We start from the raw sequence: 22,255 nt of genomic DNA, 5'->3' as shown, positions 1-22,255 counted from the left end.
AGATTGGTTCATGGCGATCGCAGAAGCCCGGACTCTGCCCTTGCCAGGCCCTGCAATAGTATCTAGTCGTCCGGCTACGCGGACGTTGAACGCTGTTATCTTAGCTACCGCACGTCCATAAAGACTATTCCGGTTGCGACAAATTCTGTGGTGACGCCGCGTGGTAGCCGTTCAGTATTGCTTTCCCGGTGGGGAGGGCATTCTTGCCTGCCTCGAACGACCGAGTGCCGGGCATTCTTGCCCGGTCGAGGTCATTCGAAACGATGCCCAACTGCGTCTGCTGCGATCCCGCTCAGGCCGACAGGAATTCCGGCGTCGCCGGCTCGCGGCAGGCAAGAATGCCTGCCCCACCAGAAAGCAGGACTGAACCGTTACCTCGCCGCCGCCGCGGGATATTCTTTCGTCCCCGTGATTCCTGATCGATTTCACTCCCGGTAAACTCCCCTGCTCGACCACTTCCGTTCCATAACGAGGGATTCCATGTTGCAGCGCACCGCGATCCTGATGGTTCTGCTGGCGTCGGTCACTTTGACATTTGCCGCACGGGCACAGGGCGTCCTGCCCGTGGGAGCCGACGGCAAACCTCTTAATCTCGATTTCGAGACCGGCACGCTCAAAGACTGGACCGCCGAGGGCGCTGCCTTCGAGGGCCAGCCGATCAAGGGGGATACCGTCTCCGCCCGCGGGCGCGGGATGATCCCCGGGCAGCAGGGGGACTTTTGGATCGGCGGGTACGAGAAGTCGCTGAGTGACAAACCGGTCGGCACGCTGACCAGTGCGCCGTTTAAGGTCACGCACCGCTGGGCGACGTTCATGGTCGCCGGCGGCAAGACTGCCAAGACCCGCGTCGAGCTCGTCACCGCCGACGACAACAAGGCGTTCTTCCAGGCGTCGGGCGTCGAGCACGAACGGCTCTGGCCGGTGCTGGTCGATCTGGAAAAACTGCAGGGCAAGTCGATCCGCATCCGCATCGTGGATGAAGCGACCGGCGCGTGGGGGCATGTCAACTTTGATGACTTCCGCCTCCACGCCGAGAAGCCCGAACTCAAACCCCGCCCCGGCGGCGCGGCCGTAGCGACCAGCCCCGGCGGCAAACCGCTTCCGCCGGACACGCTCAAGTACGCCGGCCTCTCGCCCGAAGACGCGGTCAAAGCGATGACCCTGCCGCCGGGCTTTAAGGCGCAGGTCTTCACCGCCGAGCCCGACCTGATCAACCCCATCGCGTTCACGATCGATGCCCGCGGCCGCATCTGGGTGGTGCAGTCGTTCACCTACCCCATCCGCGCCCCCGAAGGCGAAGGCAAGGACAGCATCCTCATCTTCGAAGACACCGACGGCGACGGCAAAGCCGACAAGCGAACCGTCTTCGCCGAGAAGCTCAACCTCGTCAGCGGCATTGAAGTCGGCTTCGGCGGGGTTTGGGTCGGCGCGGCCCCCTACCTGATGTTCATCCCCTACAAGGACGACGCCGACGGCACCACGAAACAGGCCGGCGAACCCAAGATCCTCCTCGACGGCTGGGGCTACCAGGACACCCACGAAACGCTCAACAGCTTCATGTGGGGCCCCGACGGCTGGCTCTACGGCTGTCATGGCGTGTTCACCAACAGCTTCGTCGGCAAGCCTGGCACCCCGCAGGACCAGCGCGTCCACATCAACGCCGGCATCTGGCGATACCACCCGACGAAGCACGTCTTCGAACGCTTCGCCGAGGGCACCAGCAACCCCTGGGGCCTGGACTTCGACGAGCACGGCCAGATTTTTATCGAAGCCTGCGTCATCCCGCACCTGTGGCACGTCATCCAGGGCGCGCGCTACCAGCGCCAGGCCGGCCAGCATGACAACCCCTACACGTTCGACGACATCAAGCAGATCGGCGACCACGTCCACTACCTGGGCGCGACGCCGCACAGCGGCAACGGCAAGAGCGACTCCGCCGGCGGCGGCCACGCCCACAGCGGCCTGATGGTCTACCTCGGCGACAACTGGCCGGACGAGTACCGCGGCAAGATCTTCATGAACAACATCCACGGCGCGCGGATCAACATGGACATCCCCGAGCCCAAGGGCAGCGGCTACGTCGGCCGCCACGGGAAGGATTTCCTGCTCGCCAACGACCGGGCGAGCCAGATCATCGCGATGCGCTATGGGCCGGACGGCTCAGTCTATTTCGCCGATTGGTACGATCTGCAGCAGTGCCACACGCGGAACCCCAAGGACCACGACCGGACGACGGGGCGGATTTACAAGGTGAGCTATGGGGATGTGAAACCGGTGAAGGTGGATTTGGAGAAGTTGAGCGATCTTGAGCTGGTGAAGCTCCAGGAGCACAAGAATGAGTGGTATGTGCGGACGGCGAGGCGCGTGTTACATGAGCGCGCGACGAAGCTAACTGCTACAGATTGGAAAGCGTTGCAGGATCATTTGATCGATCTCTTCGAAGGGGGCGCTTCGAAAGGCCGCGAGTCGCTGGTGCTCCGATATCTTTGGACTTTGTATGCAATTCTGCCGGAACCGCGGGTCATGGCAAATCCAAAAGATGATGCCGTGTTCGTCGCGACGAATGTTCGACTCTGGGGGGATCGCCTGAAGTTGGGCGAGCATTCACTAAATCAGCTGGCTGAAATCGCAAAGCGTACTGACTCTCCCCTTGTCCGCCTTTCTTTGAGTTCTACTGTAGGTCGACTTCCAATTGAGGTTCGCTGGCAGATTGTGGGCGAATTGCTTTCCCACTCCGAAGACGCCACCGACCACAACCTCCCCCTGATGTACTGGTACGCCCTCGAGCCCCTGCTCGATAACGACGCCAGTCGCGCCCTTGACCTCGCCGCTTCGACCAAGATCCCCAACATCCTCAACTTCTCCGCCCGCAAGCTGGCGATGATCGGCGGGGAGAAGAACCTCGACCTGCTCGCCGCTCGGCTGGCCGACGACAAGCTCGCCGGCGGGCGGCTGGACATCCTCCGCGGCATGACGACCGGTCTGAAGGGCCGCCGAGGCATCGCCGCCCCGAAGGACTGGGACAAGGTCGCCGCGAGCCTGGTAGGGGCACACGGCGGTGTGCCCGCCGGCGGCGCGACCAGCGCCGACATCGCAGAACAGGTGCGGGCGCTGTCGGTCATCTTCGGCTCCAAGACGGCGATGGCCGACATGCGGAAGGTGATGTTGGACCGCGCTGCCAAGCCCGCCGACCGACTTGCCGCGCTGGATGCGCTGGTGACGGCGAAGGACGCCGACCTGGCGCCGAACCTGTTCCTGCTGCTCGACGACCCGGCCGTCCGTGCCGCGGCGATTCGGGCACTGGCGAACTACGACGACGCCAAGACCCCCGCCGCCATCCTCGGCAAATACGCCGAGCTTCCGCCGGCCGAGAAGAAGGACGCGCTTGCTACGCTCGCTTCACGGCCGTCGTATGCCGTCCTGCTGCTGGAGGCGGTCGACAAGCAGGTGCCGCGGGGCGATTTCACCGCCGACCTGCTACGGCAGCTGCGCACGATGAGTGGTAATAAGGGCAAGGGCAATGAAGTCGCCGACCTGCTCAACAGGTACTGGGCGAGGGTCAACGAGACCGACAAGGACAAGCTCGCGAAGATCGCCAAGTACAAGAAGCTCATCGGCGAAGCCGCAAGCGACCGCGTGGATCCTTCGCGCGGGCGGCAGCTTTTCGTCACCACCTGCGCCGGCTGCCACACGCTCTTCGGCGAAGGGGGCAAAGTCGGCCCGGACATCACCGGCTCCGACCGCGCCAACATCGACTACCTGCTGCACAACGTTGTCGATCCCAACGCCGTCATCCCGGTCGATTACCAGGCCTGGCAGCTCGATACCAAGGACGACCGAACCATCATCGGCATCCTGAAGCAGAAGGACGCCCAGACCGTCACCCTGCAGACGGCGACGGAGATCGTGACCGTCAACCAGGCCGACGTGGCGAAGCTCAAACCATCGCCGCTGTCGATGATGCCGGAAGGCGCGCTCGATGCGCTGAGCGAGACCGATGTCCGGAACCTGATCGCGTACCTGCGATCGCCGAAGCAAGTGCCGCTGCAGGCGGCTCCGGATGCCGGCGCAAAGGGCAAAACCCCGGCGGATCTGCCAGCGATTCCACTGCTGGGCGGCGGCGACTTGCCCGCGGGCCAGATCTTCAACGGCAAGGACCTTACAGGCTGGGAATGGCAGATGGACGGGCTCTGGTCGGTGCAGAATGGTGAAATCGTCGGCAAGACCGAGACCGGCCTAAAGAAGAACCAGTTCATCACCACCCGGCAGACGTTCAAGGATTTTCGGCTGATCGTGAAGATGAAGCTCGTCCCCGACGCCGCCAACAGCGGCATCCAGATCCGCAGCGTGCGCATCCCCGGCAGCCATGAGATGCGTGGCTGCCAGTGCGACGCCGGCAAGGGGTGGTGGGGCAAGCTGTACGAAGAAAGCGCCCGCGGCCTGCTTTTCCCGAAGAAGGGGGAGGAGTTCGACGCGACACCGTTCCTGAAGCTCGAAGACTGGAACACGTACGAGGTCCTGGCCGTCGGCGGGAAGATCCGCACCGCCATTAACGGCAAACCCTGCACGGTGCTGGACGACGACACGATCGCGAAGGAAGGCCTGATCGGCTTGCAGGTCCATTCCGGCGGGCCGACGGAGGTGCGGTGGAAGGAGTTCGAGCTGGAGATCGATCCGAAGTTTGAACTGAAGACGGTCAAGTGAACCCCGAAGTCGGAGCGAAGAGTTTTCGCCACGAAGAATCACGAAGGACCACGAAGAAGGACTGTCCGTGCAGCGGCTGTCCGTGACACGGCTTTCCAAGCCGTGCGAGCGAGGTCACGACGCAGGTAGATCCCAATCTTCGGACGGGCCAGCATTTCTGTTGCATGGAACGGCCAGATATGTCTGCTGAGGATTTGAATTCCAACGCGTCGTGACATCGCCCGCGCGGCTTGGAAAGCCCTGTCACGGACGCCTCTATACTCGTGGCCACAAATCGTCTTCGTGCGCCCTCGTGGTTCGGATCTGCAAATTTCTTTTCCAAATTCCGTCCTGAACACCGAATGCAGGTTGCCTGAATTTTTGGATCGTGCTATTCGCAAGGTGTGCACGACTTACCACCACTCATCACGATGCTGGCCGCCGCTTTCACGGCGGCATGGGTTCTGGGAATCATCACGCAAAGGCTGAAGCTGTCGCCCATCGTCGGCTATCTGCTGGCAGGGATCGTGATCGGGCCCTATACGCCGGGCTTTGTCGGCGACCCCACGATCGCCCACCAGTTGTCCGAGCTGGGCGTCATCCTGCTGATGTTCGGCGTCGGGCTGCACTTTCACCTGGGCGACCTGCTGGCGGTGCGAAACGTCGCGGTGCCGGGCGCGATCTTTCAAAGCCTGATCGCGACGGGCCTGGGCGTGGCCGTCGCGGTTGCGTACGGATGGACGGTGAATTCCGGCCTGGTCATCGGCATGGCGATGGCGGTCGCCAGCACCGTCGTACTGATCCGCGTGCTGACCGACAACCGCATGCTCGATACCACCCACGGCCACGTCGCCGTCGGCTGGCTGATCGTCGAAGACATCCTGACCGTTATCGTGCTGGTGCTGATCCCGGCGATGGGCCAGGCCGGCGGAACGGCACCCGCCGACGCCAGCCATGGCGCGTCAACCTCCATCTGGATGACGCTGCTGATCGCGCTGCTGAAACTGGCGGCGATGATCGTCGTGCTGCTGTTCGCGGGGTCAAAGATCATCCCCTGGATCATGGTGCGGGTCGCCAAGCTGCGGTCGCGGGAGCTCTTCACGTTGACCGTCATGGTGATGGCGATCGCGATCGCGGCGGGGTCGGCGTATGTGTTCGGTGCGTCGATGGCTCTGGGGGCGTTTCTGGCCGGTATGGTCGTCGGGCAGTCGCCGGTCTCGCAGCAGGCCGCCGCCGACGCCCTGCCGATGCGCGATGCGTTCGCCGTGATCTTCTTTACTTCGGTCGGCATGCTCTTTGAGCCCGCGTTCGTCGTGCAGCAGCCATGGCTGCTGGCCGGGGGACTAGCGATCGTCATGATCGGCAAGCCACTGGCGGCGCTGGCTGTTGTGGCGGTCATCGGTTATCCGGCTCGGACGGCGCTGGTCGTGGCGCTTGGCCTCGCGCAGATTGGCGAGTTTTCCTTCATCCTGTCGGAGCTTGGCCAGAAGGCGAAGCTGATCGACAAGTCGGGTCATAACCTGTTGGTGGCGTGTGCGATCGTCTCGATCACGCTCAACCCCCTGCTATTCCAGCGGATCGGGCAGATCGAAGCGTTTCTGAAGCGTTGGCCGGCGCTGTGGAAGTTCCTGAACCGCCGGGCGCTGGCGCGTGAGACGGCGATGAACGCCGACACGGGAAAGGCACTGGAAGCGGGAACCTCACCGGTTGCCGTCATCGTGGGCTATGGCCCGGTTGGCAAGACGGTGGACAGTCTGCTCCGCGAGCGCGGGCATGAAACTGTCGTCGTCGATATGAACATGGAAACGGTGCAGGCGATCAAGCGGGCGGGCCGCACGGCGATCTACGGCGACGCGTTTAACATTGAGGTCATGCACCAGGCACTGCCGCGGGCGACACACCTGGTCATCACCCTGCCGCACCACGCCGACGGCCGCAACCCGCTGATCGCCGCGGCGAAGCTGATCAACCCGGAGATCAAGATCTTCGTCCGCGCCCGCTACATCAGCGAGCGGGAGGAGTTGGAACAAGTCGGTGCTGATGCCGTCTGTTACGAAGAAGCCGAGGCCGCGGTGTCGCTGGCTCGGATGGTCATGTTCGACCGCGGCGCGGACGAGGCTTCGGTCAAGAGCGAAACCACGCGTATTCGGCAGGAGTTCGCGGCGACGCTGCCGGGAATGTGAGGCGCCATAGCGTGACACGGCCGCAGCCAAAGACGGGGGGAGAACGCGAAGTCGCGTTCTCCCCCCGTCTTCTCAGGGCACCCGAACCGTCGTCGGCCGCTCGGTTCTTGCCGCGGACAGCTTCTTGAGCCACTCCTGCCGCCATGTGGGTTGCTGGTCGTCCCTGACATCCTGCCAGAGGCCGCGCTTCTTTCGGCGGGCTTCCTGCTCGGCCTGATCGAACTGCTTGTGGAACGGGTGCTCGCGCCGCCGGTCGGCGTAGGCGTTGCCGTCGGCGATGAGACGCTCGTTGACGCTGAGCGCCGGTGGGTCGCCTTCGAGATAGATATACGCGTGCAGCCGTCCGTCGGGCGTCCGCGGGGCAAGGCCGGGCAGCGCGACCAGCACCCGTCTGCCCTGGGCGACATCCCGCAAAGCCTGGTACGACTCGACCGCCCAGTGCGGCTGCGTCGCGGCGTTGGAATTGACGGAGTGGGTATCGACCCCCAGAAGCTTGACGATCGTCACAGCCCCGCCACTGGCGGGCTCGATCGCGATCTGATCGCCTGCCATCACGGATTGCACGACGAAGTGCTGGCGATCGTAGCGCGTCCAGTCATCGCCGCCGCGGATCTGCGACCAGACATTACCGAGAACGATGGACGACAGGAGCAGGACGAGGACAACCAGCCCGACTTTGCGCCATCGGGCACGCCGCGCTAGAAATCGATCGACGGGAGAAATCACCGGCGCCGACGACTCGATGGGCGAAGGTGGATTTGAATCGGCGGACACCGAGGCAAGTATACCGGACGCTGACGACGCGGAACGGTCACCTTCCCGACGCCGGTGTCTGAGGGTCCCTTTGGACCTTGGTTAGGCCCGCGCCTTACCCAGATCGAACGCATCGTGCACGGCTTGCAGTGCGATCGGGCCGTGGTCCTTGTCGATGATGCAGGAAATCTTGATCTCGCTCGTGGTGATGTTCTGAATGTTCACCTTCGCCTTGGCGAGTGCGTCGAACATCCGCTCCGCGACGCCGGTGTGAACGCGCATGCCGACACCCACCACGCTGACCTTGGCCAGCTCACCCTGGTAGATTGCGGCGGTGGTTCCGCCGAACTCCTTGACGAGCTTTTCGACGATCGGCTTGATGTCGTGGAGGTCGCCGTGCTCGACGGTGAACGAGATGTTGGCAGTGTTGTCGTCCATCACGTTCTGGATGATGTCATCGACCGAGATGTTGGCCGCCGCGATGGAATGGAAGATCCGCGCGGCAATGCCGGGCCGATCGGGGACGGCTTTCACCGTCACGCGGGTGAGATCCTTCTTGAGCGCTGCGCCGGATACGACGATGTGTTCCATGTTCTGTGTCTCGGCTACGATCCAGGTGCCTTCGTTGTCGTTCTGGCTGTTACGGACGTGAAGGGGGACGTTGTATTTCTTGGCAAACTCTACCGCGCGGGTCTGCAGGACGCTGGCGCCCAGGCCCGACAGCTCCAGCATCTCGTCGTAGCTGATCTTCTCGATCTTGCGGGCGTTCTTCACGATACGCGGGTCGGCGGTGTAGATGCCATCGACGTCGGTGTAGTTCTCACAGACGTCGGCCTTCAGCACGGCACCGACGGCGACGAGCGTGGCATTGCTGCCGCCGCGGCCGAGCGTGGTGTAGTCGCCGTCGGACGTGACGCCCTGGAATCCGGCGACGATGACAATCTTGCCGGCGTCGAGCTCCTTGAAGATCTTCTGCTTGTTGATGCTCTGGATGCGGGCCTTGGAGAACGATTCATCGGTCAGCAGCCCGATCTGCCCGCCGGTGAAGCTGATCGCCTGGTGGCCCTGGGCGCAGATCGCCATCGCGAACAGCGCGATAGTGACCTGTTCGCCGGTGACCAGGAGCTGGTCCATTTCGCGTTTAGGCGGCGCGATCTCTCGATCGCCGACGGTGCAGACCTGCTTGGCGAGGTCGATGAGGTCGTCGGTGGTGTCGCCCATGGCGCTGACCACGACCACGACCTGGTTGCCGCGTTCCTTGGCGTCGATCGCCTTGCGGGCGGCACGGTGTATGCGGACGGCGTCGGCGACGCTGGTGCCGCCGAATTTCTGTACGATGAGGCCCATAGTGTTCTACCCATCCGGATGAAGGGACGGGGCGGTCGAAAAGGGGGGCATTATAGGGAGGAAGGGGCTGGACTCAACGGGTGCGAGAGGATTAGCAGAAGCGGGAAGCCAAATCCCCCCCGCGGCGATCACCGTTTGCACAGACGCTACGAAAAAGACGTGGTGCGCCCGGGCAGGGCGGACCACGTCTATTCGCATCCCGAGGTCTGTTGTTAGCGATCAGCCGTTCTTGGCCTGGGCCGTCTTGGCCGGGTCGAGCTTGTCGGCCTCCGACAGCAGCTTCTCGTAATCGGCCTTGGCCTGATCGACCTTCGCCTTGGCGGTTTCGATCGGCTTGACGGCCTCCTTCGCCGCGGCTTCCTTCTTTGGAAGGTCGGCCTGGGCGTCGGCGATCGCCTTCTTTAGCGCGGCTTGGTCTCGTTCGGCGGTCGCGGTGGCGGATCGTTCGGCGGCGAGCTCCTTCTCGGCCGTTGCCAGTTCGGCGGCGGCCTTGTTCTTGGCTTCGGTCCAGCGGTTGACCTTTTCCTTGGCGGCATTGATCTCGGCGGCGAGCTGTTCGACCACCTTCTTGCCGGCACCCTCGGCGTCTACGAGATTCTTGTTCTCCTTCGACGTCTGAGCGAGCGACCCGATCCGGCGAACGATGTCGGCCGTTTCGATCGCCAACGCTTCACGCTCGGCAAGATCCCTGGTCGCGACTTCGAACGGCGCGGTCACTTCAGTGACCTTCTTGCGCAGCTCGGGAATCGTCGCCGTCAGCTTCTGGACCTTGGCCGGCGACTCGGCGCGGGCCTTCTGGAACGCGGCCAGGTTCGCCTTACCGGTTTCGATCAGGGCGGCGGCATCCTTGGCGGCCTGCTCGGCGTCGGTCTTGGCTTTCTCGGCGGCCGTGAGCTGCTTGCGTGCTTCGTGAAGCGTCGTGGCACCCTGCTGGGCCTTGAGCTTGGCGACACCGAAACGGGCGGCGTTCCAGCCAACGGTGGCATCGGCAACGGTCTTCTTAGCCGGCTCGACCTTGTCGGCGGCAGCCTTGGCGGCGTCGGCCTTGGCCTGAACCTGGGCCTCGGCGGCCGACAGATCGGTCCGAAGCTTGGCCAGCGTGTCGCCGGCCTTCACTCGACCGGCGGCGAGCTTGTCGGCCTCGGCGGCCGCCTTGCCGTCGGCCTTCTCGGCCTGGGCCAGATCCGCCTTGGCCTTGTTCAACTCGGCCTTGGCCTGCTCCAGCTTCTTGATGACAGCAGGATCGGGCTTGGCGGCCTTGGCTTTGACCTGGCCGGCGGCGAGCGCCTTCTTGGCTTCGGTCAGCCGCTCGGTGCGGCGGGTGACACTCACCCGGGCTTCGGCCAGCGTCGCCTTGGCGGCGGCGTCATTGGCATTGGCTTTCAGAGCGGCTTCGGAGTCGCGAATCTGCTTGGTCCGCTCATCCACCTGGGCCTGCGCTTGTGCAACGGCTGCCTCAAGCGACTTCAAGTCCGTCGCGGCGCGAACGGCCTGCTCGGACTCCCGGACGCCCTGCTCGGCCGACGCGACCTGGTTCGCCTTCTGCTGAACATTGTTGCGAAGGTCGATCAGGTCACGTACCGGCTTGTCGGCTTTGCCGACGGCTTCCGTCATCTGTCGTTCGGCGTCGGCGAGGGCCGACTTGGCCGCTTCAATGTCAGCCTTGGCCTTGTCGACTGCGGCGAGTTGCTTCTTGTGTTCGTCAGCGGCCTGAGTGGCGGCGGCCTGGGCGACCTTGAGCTCGGACTCGGCCTTCGCGATCACGGGTTCGACTTCGACAAGCTTCTTGGCAGCTTCGCTGAGCCGATCGGCAATGCGAGGCGGATTGGGCGACAGCTCGCCCGCGGCGACACCGTCGGCAACGTTCCAAACCCGCACGATGCCGGTCCAGTCGCCGGCAAAGATCCGCTGGCCTTCGCTGTCGAAGGTGGCATGCAGGGCGATGTCATTGAACGCCGGGGCGAACTCTTTGGCCGATCCGCCAGTCGAGTCGTAGGTACGGACCTTTCGGTCGCGGCCGGCCGAGACGATCTTGCCGTCGTGGGCAAAGTTGGCCGACATCACGCCGCCATTGTGGCCGTTAAAGGTCTTCAGGTTGGCGCCATCGGTCATGTTCCAGAGCTTGATCGAGCCGTCGCCGCTGCCGGACATCAGCACGGTCGAGTCGTCGCGGAACACCAGGGACGTGATCGATTCCTTGTGGCCGGTGAGGCTGTACAGCTCGCCGCCGGTCTTGGCTTCCCAGACGTAGAGGTTGCCGGCGCGATCGCCGGACGCGAGATACTCGCCGTTGGGGCTGACCGCGATCGACGTAACCCAGTCGGTGTGTTTCTTGACGACATATTGCTCGGCGCCGTCGGCAACGGCATAGGCCTTCACCAGGCGGTTCGGGCCGCCGAGTACGACCAGCTTCTGGTCAGGGGTAATGTCGGCGGCGAGGACTTCGTCGAGCTCATCGCCGACGTCAGTCAGCCTTTTGCCGGTGGCGACGTCGTACAGGACGACCTTGCCGAGCTTGGCACCCACGCCGCCGGCCGCGAGCAACAGATTTCCATTGGGGCTGAACTTCAGAACGTTGGGGACGCCTTCCTCGAACGGCAGCACGCCGAGGATTTCCAGCGACTTGCTGTGGTAGAGAATGATCTGCTTCTGCCCGCCGACCGCGATGACCGGGGCCCAGGGACTGGAAGCAAGGGACTCGACAGCGCCGGCTCGTGACGTGCGGACGACCGGTTCGGCCGGGAGACCCGTCGGAATTGCCGAAGGTCCGTTGGGCTTACCGGCCGCGGCAACGGTCGAGAGATCAACCTTCGGCTTATTCGAGACGGCCGGCTTGCCGTCCTTGGTATCGAGCAGGCCACCGGCGATCCAAGCCTTGATCAGATCCAGTTCTTTCGGAGCCAGCTTGTCCCGCTTGGGGGGCATCGTGGGCTCGGCGGCGTGCGTGACGACCTTGAACAGCATCGATCCGGCCGGATCGCCGGCCACCACCATCGAGCCGTTGTCGGAGCCGACCATCATCGCGGAGTAGGTCGTCAGATCGAGACCGGCCTTCTTCTTCTCCGGATCGTGACAGTTATTGCAGGCGTTCCGGAAGATCGGGAGGACATGATCCTGGAACGTGACCTTTTCCTGTGCTTGCGCGCCAGGAGCGAGAATGCCACTCAGAAGCAGTGCGAATCCGGACGGCAGCAGGTGGTTGATTTTCACGTTTGAGGTCCTCTTCACAAAGTCGAACACCGGACATCCGACACCAAACACTGAACACCGAACGCAGAGAAAAACTCCTGCTTTACTCGACGTTCGATGTTCCGTGCGCGATGTCCGGTGCTTGCATTTTCGTTCAATCTGGAAACGCCTGAACCTAGTGATTAAACATGAACTCTGGCGCGTTCAGCAGCGCCCAGAAGATGTCGGTCAGAACCTTCTCGGTCTCGACGATGTCCGCCTTGGGGTCTTTCGGCAGGTTCGCACGGAGGGTCTGCAACTCTTCCGGCGACGGCTTGCGCGACAGGCAGCGGACGTAAAGCTCGTCGACGATCTGGTCCGGCTCCATCTTCTTCTCGAGGAGCATCTTCCGAACAACGCCGCCCTGCAGGATACGACCGTTGGTCGTCTGACCGTTCAGCAGGTGAAGCGCCTGAGAGAGACTCGGGTCCATCTCCACCTCGCATGAACAGACGGTTTCCCGCTTGGCCCGACCGAAGGTGGTGAGGAAGAAGTTGGTGGTATTGCCATCGGCGATCTGTACAGCGCGGGCACCGAGCGGCAGGCCACGGAACTTTTCGTTCGTCTCGGTCACCTGACCAATGACATCGAGAAGCACCTCGGCACGGATACGACGGATCGGAGCCTTGGCAAAGTTCCGTTCGTCGTTGGCATTCGTCTCATTGGCGTGGGTCGAAAGCTGGTAGGTGCGGGAGGTGCAGATATCACGCACGAGCCGCTTGAAGTCGTACTTGTACTCCTGGAACCGTGAACCGAGGGCGTCCAACAGCTGGGGATTGACCGGCGGGTTCGAGACTCGGACGTCGTCCACCGGTTCGATGATGCCCTTGCCCATGAAGTGGGCCCAGACGATGTTCGCCAGGTTCTTGGCGAAGAACGGGTTCTCGGTGGAAGCGAGCCACTTGGCGAGCACTTCCCGGCGATCCTGGCCCTGCTCGATCTTGGCGAAATCACCGCCCAGGAACTTGGGCTTGGGCGTGCGGTTGGGCATGTGATGCTTCACTTCGCCGTTGCCGCGGTCGAAAACGATCTGTTCGCGCGGGTCTTCGCCGGGCTTGCGCGACACCTGTGAAAAGAAGGATGCGAATCCGTAGTAATCGTCCATCGTCCAGCGATCGAACGGATGGTTGTGACACTGGGCGCACTGGATGCGCATTCCCATGAACACCTGGGCGGTGTCCTCGGCGATCTTCAGGGTGTCGCGTTCGATCTGGTAGTAGTTGGTCGCGGGGTTGTCGAACGTGCCGCCGTCGGCGGCGATCAGTTTCTGAACGATCTGGTCCATCGGCACGTTGGCCGACATCTGGTCCTGAAGCCAGTTGAAGTAGAGCAACGCCGCCTTGTAGCTGACCTGCTGGTTGTCGGAGCGGATCTTGAGCAACTCGGCGAACTTCATGACCCAGAGTTCGACGAACTCTTTACGGCCGAGCAGCTCGTCAACCAGCTTCTCACGCTTCTTGGGGTCCTTGTCGGCAACGAAGGCCGCCAGTTCATCGGCCTTGGGCACCAGGCCGACGATGTCGAGGAACACCCGGCGGGCGAACACCTCGTCGGAGCAGACCTCGGAGGGGAACATCCGCAGGTTCTTGAGCTTGTTGTGGACGTGCGTGTCGATGTAGTTGTACTCGGCGACGTTCGACCACTCGTACTTGAGCTTCTGCGGGATGACGATCGCCTGGCTGACCACGGTGAACGTCGCGAAGCGGGCCATGATGAAGGCCTCACCGCGAGACTTGGCGGTCAGTTTTCCGTTGGCGTCGATCGGAGCCGAGTTGTCGTTGTTGCTCGACAGCAGCACAAGGTTGGTCACATCGCGGTCGGTGCCGTCCGAATACTTGGCCCGTGCCACGAACTGCTGGGTCGAGTCGCTCTCGATGACCGTCAGTTTCGGATACAGCTCGAGCGAGATCGGCTCGGCGACCTGCGGCGCGTCGTCCGGGGCGCCGGCTTCAAGCCAGCGGAGCATCGCAGTGTGGAGGTGGTCGCCTTTCTTGAACAGCTGACCGCCGGTGTGCTGAACAGAGCCCAGCGACTTGGTGATCATCAGGCTCTCTTCCGGCACCGCGAGGTTGATGCGGCGGGTGGTCTGCGCGCGGGTAATTCGGTCGTAGTCGCCGGCGGCGTCGTAACCGAAAAGCGACAGCATGAAGCCGTCCTTGCCACGGGCCGACCCGTGACATCCGCCGGTGTTGCAACCGGCCTTGAGGAACACGGGCATCACGTCCAGCCGGAAGCTGACGGGACGATCGTCCTTGGCCTGCTTGACGGTCAGCGGAAGGATGGCTTTGTGATCCTGGTAGGTCACGATCACCTGGCTCGTGCCGTCGGCCACTGGCCGAATGGTCGCGCCTTCCACCTTTGCCATCGACGGATCAGCGAGCGTGATCTTTGACTCTGCGGTGACATCCAAAGTGACGCCGTCCGGACGCGTCACCTGCACGACGATGCTCTGGTAGTCCCTTGACGACTCGAGCGAGACGTCAGGCGGGAAAACCTGGAACGGACCGGCAACCGCAGGGGCGGGTGTCGCGGGGTGTGCCGCGGGGACCGGCGACTTGGCGTCGTCGGCAGCGGAACTGTTCAAGGCCGCGCCGCCGAGCAGCGACACACAGACGGCCGATCCGAGGAGCCAGGTCATTGACTTGCGAGAGGGCATCAGTGCCTCCGTGGAGTTTCAGGACTCTCAAGTTCAGAATATTCGAACGTTACGACTGCGATCTTCGACAACCTTCACTTTACGGCCGCGACCGGCTTGCCACCGGCGGGCGGCGTCGGCTTCTTCAACGGGTCAACGCGGAGGATGCCGCCGTTACCCAGGTTGTGCTGAATCGGCTCGCCGTTCTGCACGACCGTCACCCGGCACAGAAGCCCCTTGTGAGTGGCGGCGGGTGTTTTGTCCGTGGTCTGGACTTCGAACGCGACTTCCTTGTCGTCCTTGGTGATTTCCTTTTCCACGGTCGTCGCTTCGTTCGGCAGGCCGAGCAATTGAATCTTGGCCTTACCCTCGAACGGGGTTTTTTGTTCGAGCTTCACCGTGACGGTCACCTTGCTGCCCTGAACCACGGACGCCCGATCGACGGTGGCCGCCAGATAGGGGTTCGCCACGTCCAGCGTGTACGGATTCGACGCCAGCCAGGTCGCACCGGTTATGTCGGCCGAAGCCAGCAGGCCCGTCTGCCACTTGCCCACTCGCGCACCGCCTTGTGCATTGATGGTGAGAACGCCTTCGTTCTCTTCCGGCTTGATCGTCACCTGGCCGGAACCGACACCGGGCGGATCCCAGATCTGTCGGACGGTGATCGGCCCTTTGAAGTCACCCTTGCGTGTCACTTTGACTTTCACATCCATCAGCCCGTTCTGCACCATCGGAACCTTGGGCTGGATCACCTCGACGGTGTAAGGCACCTCTTCGGCGACGGCCACGGCAAGCTTCGTTGCGGTCGAGATATAGTAGGGGGCGTTGTTGCCGCTCTGTGCGAGTTCCACCTTCTGCTCGAACTTGCCGGCCACCTGCACCTTGTCGTCGGTCGGCTTGGCGGTCAACTCGACGAGCTTGCCGGAGATTGGGGCGTCCTTGTCGGCCTCGAAGATGACCGCAAACATGTCCATGCCCTGCTGCAGCGGTTCGGCGTGCATCTTGACGCCCTGCGGCAGATTGTTGGCGATCAGCTGCAGATCCGACCCGAACTCTTTTCGGAGCGCCCGGATGGTCGTCCCGAAACGGCCGCCCCGCGGAATCACGACCCACTGGCGGTCCTGCGTGAAATTAACGCCCATGTTGGGAATGGACAGTGTCAGTGACGGCTGGGCCTCGGTGATCTCGATGCGGTAAACGAATTCCGGACCGCCGTTCTTGAGGTGATCCTTCACCGAGATTACGTACTCGCCGTCAGCGGGCACGCTGAATCGCAGATAGCTGTCCGGGCCGCCGCTGTCGTCGTTCTCGGCGATGCGGCTCCCCTTGTCATTGTGCAGTGCGATGATCGGGTCCAACGGCGTGCGAAGCCGACGGCCGAAGGCGTTGATATCGAGCTGCTGACCCTTTTTGGCCTTGAAGCGGAAGTAGTCGACGTCTCCCTTCTTTTCAATCACACCATTGAGCGCGATCGGAAGGTCGCCGTCGTATTTGGTCGCCGTGGCAACGTCGTCGTTCGCCGAATCGCCTTCGAGGACATTTCCGAACGAGCTGACCCGGAACGGATTGGGCGACGGTGCCAGCAGCCCGTTCTGTTCGGCATGCAGCGGATAGTCCTGTCCCGGCGTGTTCGGGACCTTGATCGTTTGCTCGAACACACCGGCAGCATCGCCGATGAGTTTGACCTTCACCTCTTCGCCGGCCTTTCCGCCGGCGGGATAGACCGCCCGGGGCCGCGGAAAGTTGCCGACGTGCATTCGGTAGTAAGAGTTGCCGCTGCCGAGGTAGCTGCTCTCGCGAATCTGGATGATGTACGTGCCGTCCTCCGGAAGCGTACAGGAGACGAAGGCATCCTGGCGGGTCAGCGCGTTGTCGTCGTTGCCGACGATCTCGAATCGCTCGCTGTTGTAGATCGTGACGTTGGTGTCGAGAATCTGGCCGAGACGCATCGCCTCGGTCTCAACATTGAGGCGGTCGCCCTTCTTGCCTTCGATCGAATAGAAATCAGCCTGCTCCAACTCAAGCACACCGGCGATGGTGATGTTGTTCTTGATCTTCTGCGGATTGGCGAAGGTGCTGGGAAGCTTCTCGGGCGGGGTTGGGCTCTTCGGATTGCTGGTGCGGGCGGTCGCGCCTACTTCGGCGGTTTCCGGAACGATCGGATACACGCCCACCCAGAACGTGCGAAGTTCCGAGATGCCCGACGCGGTGCGAACGCGGAGCTGGTACTCGCCAAACGGAGCGTCATCGGCCACCTTGAACTTGCAGGTGACAACATTGTCGACGCCGGCCTTCAGGTCGGTGACCGTGATGCCGGGCTGGTAGATGAACACGTCCTGGGCGTCGGCGAGACGGCGGCCGGACAGTTTCATCTCCACTTCCTGCCCGCGCTGTGCACCCCGCGGGTAGACCATTGCCAGGTCCGGCGAAGCGGCCATTGCCGCGGACGAGACAGCCAGGGCGGCGACTGCGCCGCATGCCTTGAGGAGTTTGGTCAGGGTCATCATCGGTTCATGTACTCCGCGAGGAGGAAGTGTCGATTCGCGCTAAGGCGCCGGACAGTCACCGCCGGTCAGAACTACACCGATATCGGGTCGCCGTGGAGTGAAATTCTTATCCACCAGGACGCGTGAAAGATGCACTCGAAAATGAGTCCTGACAGCGAGCGATCCACAGCCCGATTCGCGTCAGCACGTGTCGCTTTGCGACGGCGTGGCAACTCGTGCCGGACTGTGGATCGCGTGTTTTTACGGCTTCAAGTCTACGATTCTTGCATTGCAGAAGAATCAGCGTCCGAACGCAAGAACCCGGGGCGGAGCCCCTTGGCTCTCGATTAGGCCATCAGGTCCTTCACGACATGACCGCCTCGGACGATATCGATCGGGCGATCGCCGGGGGCCATCAGACGCTTGCTCGCGTTGATGCCCAGGCAGTGATAGATCGTGTGAGCCATGTCTTCGACGGTGAGGGGCTTTTCGTTCGGCTCGGCGGCGATCGCGTCGCTGCTGCCGTGAATGTAGCCCTTCTTGATGCCGCCGCCGGCCATCGCGATCGAGAACACCTTCGGATAGTGGTCGCGACCGGCGTCCTTGTTGACCTTCGGGGTACGGCCGAACTCGCTGCTGACGACGACCAGGGTGCGATCGAGCATGCCCTTGCGGTCGAGGTCGGTGATGAGGGCCGCATAGGCCTTATCGAACTGCGGCATCTGGCGTTCGAAGCCGTTCTTGATGCCGGCGTGCATGTCCCATCCGCCGTAGGTCATCGAGACGAACCGGACACCCGATTCGACCAGGCGACGAGCCATCAGCATTCGCATGCCGGCGGTGTTGCGGCCGTATTCTTCCTTCAGCGCATCCGCTTCCTTGTCGAGGTCGAACGCGGCGCGGGCTTCGGGGCTGCTGATCAGGCCGTAGGCTGACTGGTAGAACGATCCCATCGCGTCGAGGGCATCGGACTTTTCCATCCGGCGGAAGTGCGAATCGACGGCCGAGAGAATGTCGCGACGGCGGCCGAAGCGGGCGTCATCCACACCGCTGGCGAGCTGGAGGTCGCGAACCTTGAAGCCAGTTGTCGAGGGGTCGGCACCGAGGCTGAACGGGCCGTAGGCCGACGACATGTAACCGCTGCCGGCGTCTTCATTGGGCTGGCTGGGGATGCAGGTGTACGGCGGCATGTTGTTCTTGCGAACACCCAGCTGCTGCGACACCACCGAGCCAATGCTCGGGTACTTGATCGCCGGGCTCGGACGGTAGCCCGTGAACATGTTATGGGTGCCGCGTTCGTGAGCGGCCTCACCGTGCGTCATGCCGCGGCAGACAGCGATCTTGTTGGCGATCTTCGCGGTCGCCTGCATGGTCTCGCCGAAGTATTCGCCCGGGATCGACGTCTTGACCTGGCCCATCGGGCCGCGGTATTCGACCGGAGCAAGCGGCTTGGGGTCCCACGATTCCTGGTGGGCCATGCCGCCCGGCAGGAAGATATGAATAACCGAGTCGGCGGTCGCCTTGGGATCTTCAAACTTGTCGACGGTCGCACCGGTCGACGCGCCCATGGCAGCGTTGGACTTCATGCCCAGGTAGTCGCCGAGCGTCAGGCCGAGCCCGCCGATCATGCCAACGTAAAGGAACTCACGCCGAGAGGCGCCGGGGTTCACGTGATCGGGGGAGTTGCACCAGCCTGTTTTCCGGTTGAAGTTCATATTGCGTTGCTCCTTCGTGGTCCCTGATAGAGTCGAATCTCGCTCTGACATACCAGTGGTCGGCCTTTGTGTTTCATCATCGGGAAGAATTTTTTTTGTTAGATCGCAAGAAATGCGGACAAGCGGCGTTACATGCGATGCGTTCTCGGGGATTTACCCAGAGGTCAAATATCGTAATGCCTTTATCTTCAATTCTTTACGATTATGGCACGGCAATCGCTCGACGTGCCACCAATGCTCGGCGACACGATTTCTCTGAAATATTAGATTCCGTATCCCTGCTGAGCGGCCTCTTCCGCAAGGCCAAAAAATTCCACGGCATCATGGGGTCAACGACCGCTTCGGACGAGGCGATTTGCTGTCCGCGCCGGCTGAATTAGACGTCTTTGCGATCATCCGTTGCGGTTTGGCCTTCAAGAGCGGTTTCGAGTCGCCTCGTCTCCACTTTGGCCTGGGTAATATCCACTCTTAGCCGTGCATAGAGGTTCAGATAGGTGTTCGCAACGATCACTGTCGCGAAAATCGAGATCACATACCCCCGCCAATCGCTGAGCAGCAACTTGAAATCGGTCAAGGCGACGAAGCCAGCCGCTACATAATGGCTGAAACAGTACTCGCAGGTGAAAAGGTAGAAGAACTTTCGGAGCAGAAAGGCCTGGCAGTCCCTGCACTGCCGCCGACAAAACTCCCGAGGCTCGCGAAAAACCTCTTCGAAAACGACCGTCCGTGCCACGCAGGCGACCGGCATTGAGAGGATCAGCAGCCAGAAGATCTGCTGGGGGATTGAGGCAGGGGCGCCGGCCATTCCGGTGGTGTAGCCGAGATCGCCTGAGGCGCGAACCTTCAATCGGCGTGGGAAGCGTCGGGATGCCGGCGTTGGGACGGCAATCGGCATCGCCGCGTGTCTGAATCCGTCCACCCCGGTATGATCGCACGACGCCGGTCGATGTCTTCGTCGGTCGGCGTTTCACTTCGGCCGAGGAGGATTGACATGCGCAGCCGTCCATTGCATCGACTTCCCGTCTGTCTGCTGACGATTCTGCTGGGGGCGCTTGCCAGCTGGGGGGTCGCCTGTTCCGGTGCTCCGAAGACGGCTTCGCAGGGGGACCCTGCCTCAGGCGCGCCTGGTACCCGGCCCGACGTGGCCGAACCGGTTACCGCGGTGCCCGCCCCCCTTCGCGCCCCCGCCGTGCCCCTGATCACCCACGACCCCTACTTTAGTTGCTGGAGCTTCGCCAACGAGCTCTACGCCGACTGGCCTAAACACTGGACCGGTGCCGTTCACGGCATGTGCGGATTGGTTCGCGTTGACGGCAAGACCATGCGCTTCCTCGGCGGCTACCCGGGCGTCGATACGGTCAAGCAGACGTCTGTCACCGTGCTCCCCACCCGGACGATCTACACCTTTGATGCCGGGCTGGTCGAACTGACCGTCACGTTCCTTTCCCCGCTGGTGATGGACGACATGGAGATGCTGGCTCGGCCGGCGTCCTACGTGCAGTTCTCGGTCCGCTCGGCGGACCAGAAGAAGCACGATGTGCAGGTCTACCTTGACGTCACCGCCGAGTGGGCGGTCCACGAGGTTCGACAGCCCGTCACCTGGGGCCGGCTTGCGGTAGACGGCCTGGCGGCGATGAAGATCGGTACGGCGGACCAGAAGATCCTCGGCCGCAAAGGGGATAACGTCCGCATCGACTGGGGCAACGTGCTGCTGGCGGTTCCGCAGGGGCCGGGTGTCAAGACGGCGATCACATCGGACAAAGCGGCGCGAGACGGCTTCGTCGCTGGGAAACTGCCGGAAAAGGACGATGAAGCGACGCCCCGCGCCGCCAATCAGAACTGGCCGGTGATGGCCGCGGCGATCGACCTGGGAACCGTCGGCGGCGAGAAGGATTCGCCGGCACTGACCAGCCACCTGATCGTCGCGTATGACGACGAGTATTCCGTCGAGTTCTTCGGCCGGCAGCTTCGCCCCTGGTGGCGGCGGATGCCGGGCAGCACCACCGAGAAAATGCTCGCCGCCGCCGAGGAAGAATGGGCCAAGGCCCAGGCCCACTGCGGCTATGCCGACGAGCAGGTGATCGGCGATGCGATGAAGTCCGGCGGACCGAAGTACGCCGCCCTGGTGTCGCTCGCGTATCGCCAGGCGGTCGCGGCCCACAAGCTGGTCGCGCTGCCGCGCGAGCCGATGAAAGATCCGCAGGGCAATCCGTTGCCGTTCCTGGACGGCGAATCGTTCACGCCACTGTTCCTGTCGAAGGAGAACTTCTCCAACGGTTCGATCGGCACGGTGGACGTGACCTACCCATCGGCGCCGCTGTTTCTGCTTTACAACCCGACACTACTCAAGGGCATGTGCGACGGCATCTTCTACTACCGCGAAAGCGGCAAGTGGACTAAGCCGTTCGCCCCGCACGACCTGGGCACCTACCCGCTCGCCAACGGCCAGACCTACAAGGAAGACATGCCGGTCGAAGAATGCGGCAACATGATCCTGCTCGCCGCGGCGATCTGCCGTGTGGAAGGCGTGCCCGATTACGCCGCACAACACTGGAAAGCCCTGAGCGAATGGGCCGCGTACTTGAAGGACAAGGGGTTCGACCCGGAGAATCAGCTCTGCACCGACGACTTCGCCGGGCACCTGGCCCGCAATGCGAATCTGTCGATCAAGGCGATTGTCGCGCTGGGCGCGTATGCGCAGCTCGCCGAGACCCTGGAGCAGAAGGAAGTCGCCGCCGAGTATGCGAAGCTCGCGAAGGAGCTGGCGACAAAGTGGGCCGAAGCCGCCGACGACGGCGATCACTACAGCCTGACGTTCGACAAGAAGGGCACCTGGAGCCAGAAGTACAACCTGGTCTGGGATCGCCTGCTGGGCCTGAACCTGTTTCCGCCCGAAGTCGCGAAGAAGGAACTGGCTTACTACCGCACGCAGCAGAAGCCGTTCGGCCTGCCGCTCGACAGCCGCAAGACCTACACCAAGAGCGACTGGATTATCTGGACGGCGTGCCTGACCGGTGACAAGGGGGACTTCGAGGCGCTGTTAGAGCCCGTCTACAAATACGCCAACGAAACGCCCAGCCGAGTACCCCTCAGCGACTGGCACGAGACGACCAACGGGAAGATGGTCGGGTTCCAGGCGCGGTCGGTCGTCGGCGGCTACTGGATGAAGATCCTGGCCGATCGCATGGCGGGCGAATGACCGTGCGACTCTCTGAAGGAGCCACG

Annotated in this window: 10 protein-coding genes; 3 read left to right on the top strand and 7 right to left on the bottom strand. The window is 62.7% G+C overall.

Annotation, left to right across the window (positions count from 1 at the left end; translation table 11 throughout):
- Nucleotides 1–480 precede the first annotated feature (480 nt).
- Nucleotides 481–4,704 (top strand): PVC-type heme-binding CxxCH protein, encoded by a 4,224-nt coding sequence (locus IPV69_RS17600; protein ID WP_206291031.1) that lies wholly within the window; start codon nt 481–483, stop codon nt 4,702–4,704.
- A 410-nt stretch (nt 4,705–5,114) separates the two neighbouring features.
- On the top strand, nt 5,115–6,866 hold the full coding sequence (locus IPV69_RS17595; RefSeq protein WP_206291030.1) for a cation:proton antiporter: 1,752 nt from the start codon (nt 5,115–5,117) through the stop codon (nt 6,864–6,866).
- Nucleotides 6,867–6,938: 72 nt separating this feature from the next.
- On the opposite strand, the gene IPV69_RS17590 is transcribed toward IPV69_RS17595, so the two are convergent.
- The 7 genes from IPV69_RS17590 to IPV69_RS17560 form a co-directional block, all read right to left on the bottom strand.
- Nucleotides 6,939–7,640, bottom strand: a complete 702-nt coding sequence (locus tag IPV69_RS17590) for a thermonuclease family protein (RefSeq protein ID WP_206291029.1) — start codon at nt 7,638–7,640, stop codon at nt 6,939–6,941.
- 81 nt (nt 7,641–7,721) lie between these two features.
- On the bottom strand, nt 7,722–8,966 hold the full coding sequence (locus IPV69_RS17585) for an aspartate kinase (RefSeq protein ID WP_206291028.1): 1,245 nt from the start codon (nt 8,964–8,966) through the stop codon (nt 7,722–7,724).
- A 219-nt stretch (nt 8,967–9,185) separates the two neighbouring features.
- Nucleotides 9,186–12,176, bottom strand: a complete 2,991-nt coding sequence (locus IPV69_RS17580) for a c-type cytochrome domain-containing protein (RefSeq protein ID WP_206291027.1) — start codon at nt 12,174–12,176, stop codon at nt 9,186–9,188.
- 154 nt (nt 12,177–12,330) lie between these two features.
- The gene (locus tag IPV69_RS17575) at nt 12,331–14,850 is read right to left on the bottom strand and encodes a DUF1549 and DUF1553 domain-containing protein (RefSeq protein WP_206291026.1); all 2,520 of its coding nucleotides are present in this window, start codon (nt 14,848–14,850) and stop codon (nt 12,331–12,333) included.
- Nucleotides 14,851–14,924: 74 nt separating this feature from the next.
- On the bottom strand, nt 14,925–17,336 hold the full coding sequence (locus IPV69_RS17570; RefSeq protein ID WP_206291025.1) for a PPC domain-containing protein: 2,412 nt from the start codon (nt 17,334–17,336) through the stop codon (nt 14,925–14,927).
- 326 nt (nt 17,337–17,662) lie between these two features.
- Complete coding sequence (locus tag IPV69_RS17565; protein ID WP_206291024.1) at nt 17,663–19,030, bottom strand: DUF1501 domain-containing protein; 1,368 nt, start codon at nt 19,028–19,030, stop codon at nt 17,663–17,665.
- Nucleotides 19,031–19,406: 376 nt separating this feature from the next.
- On the bottom strand, nt 19,407–19,925 hold the full coding sequence (locus IPV69_RS17560; protein WP_206291023.1) for a hypothetical protein: 519 nt from the start codon (nt 19,923–19,925) through the stop codon (nt 19,407–19,409).
- Nucleotides 19,926–20,021: 96 nt separating this feature from the next.
- Here IPV69_RS17560 and IPV69_RS17555 point away from each other — a divergent pair, with 96 nt between their 5' ends.
- Nucleotides 20,022–22,229: a glutaminase family protein gene (locus IPV69_RS17555; RefSeq protein WP_390884362.1), complete on the top strand. Its 2,208-nt coding sequence runs from the start codon at nt 20,022–20,024 to the stop codon at nt 22,227–22,229.
- Nucleotides 22,230–22,255: the final 26 nt, after the last annotated feature.

This window comes from Humisphaera borealis, from assembly GCF_015169395.1.
GTDB lineage: Bacteria > Planctomycetota > Phycisphaerae > Tepidisphaerales > Tepidisphaeraceae > Humisphaera > Humisphaera borealis.
Note: the sequence above shows the minus strand (reverse complement) of the source record. Positions and strands in the feature narration are given on the sequence as shown.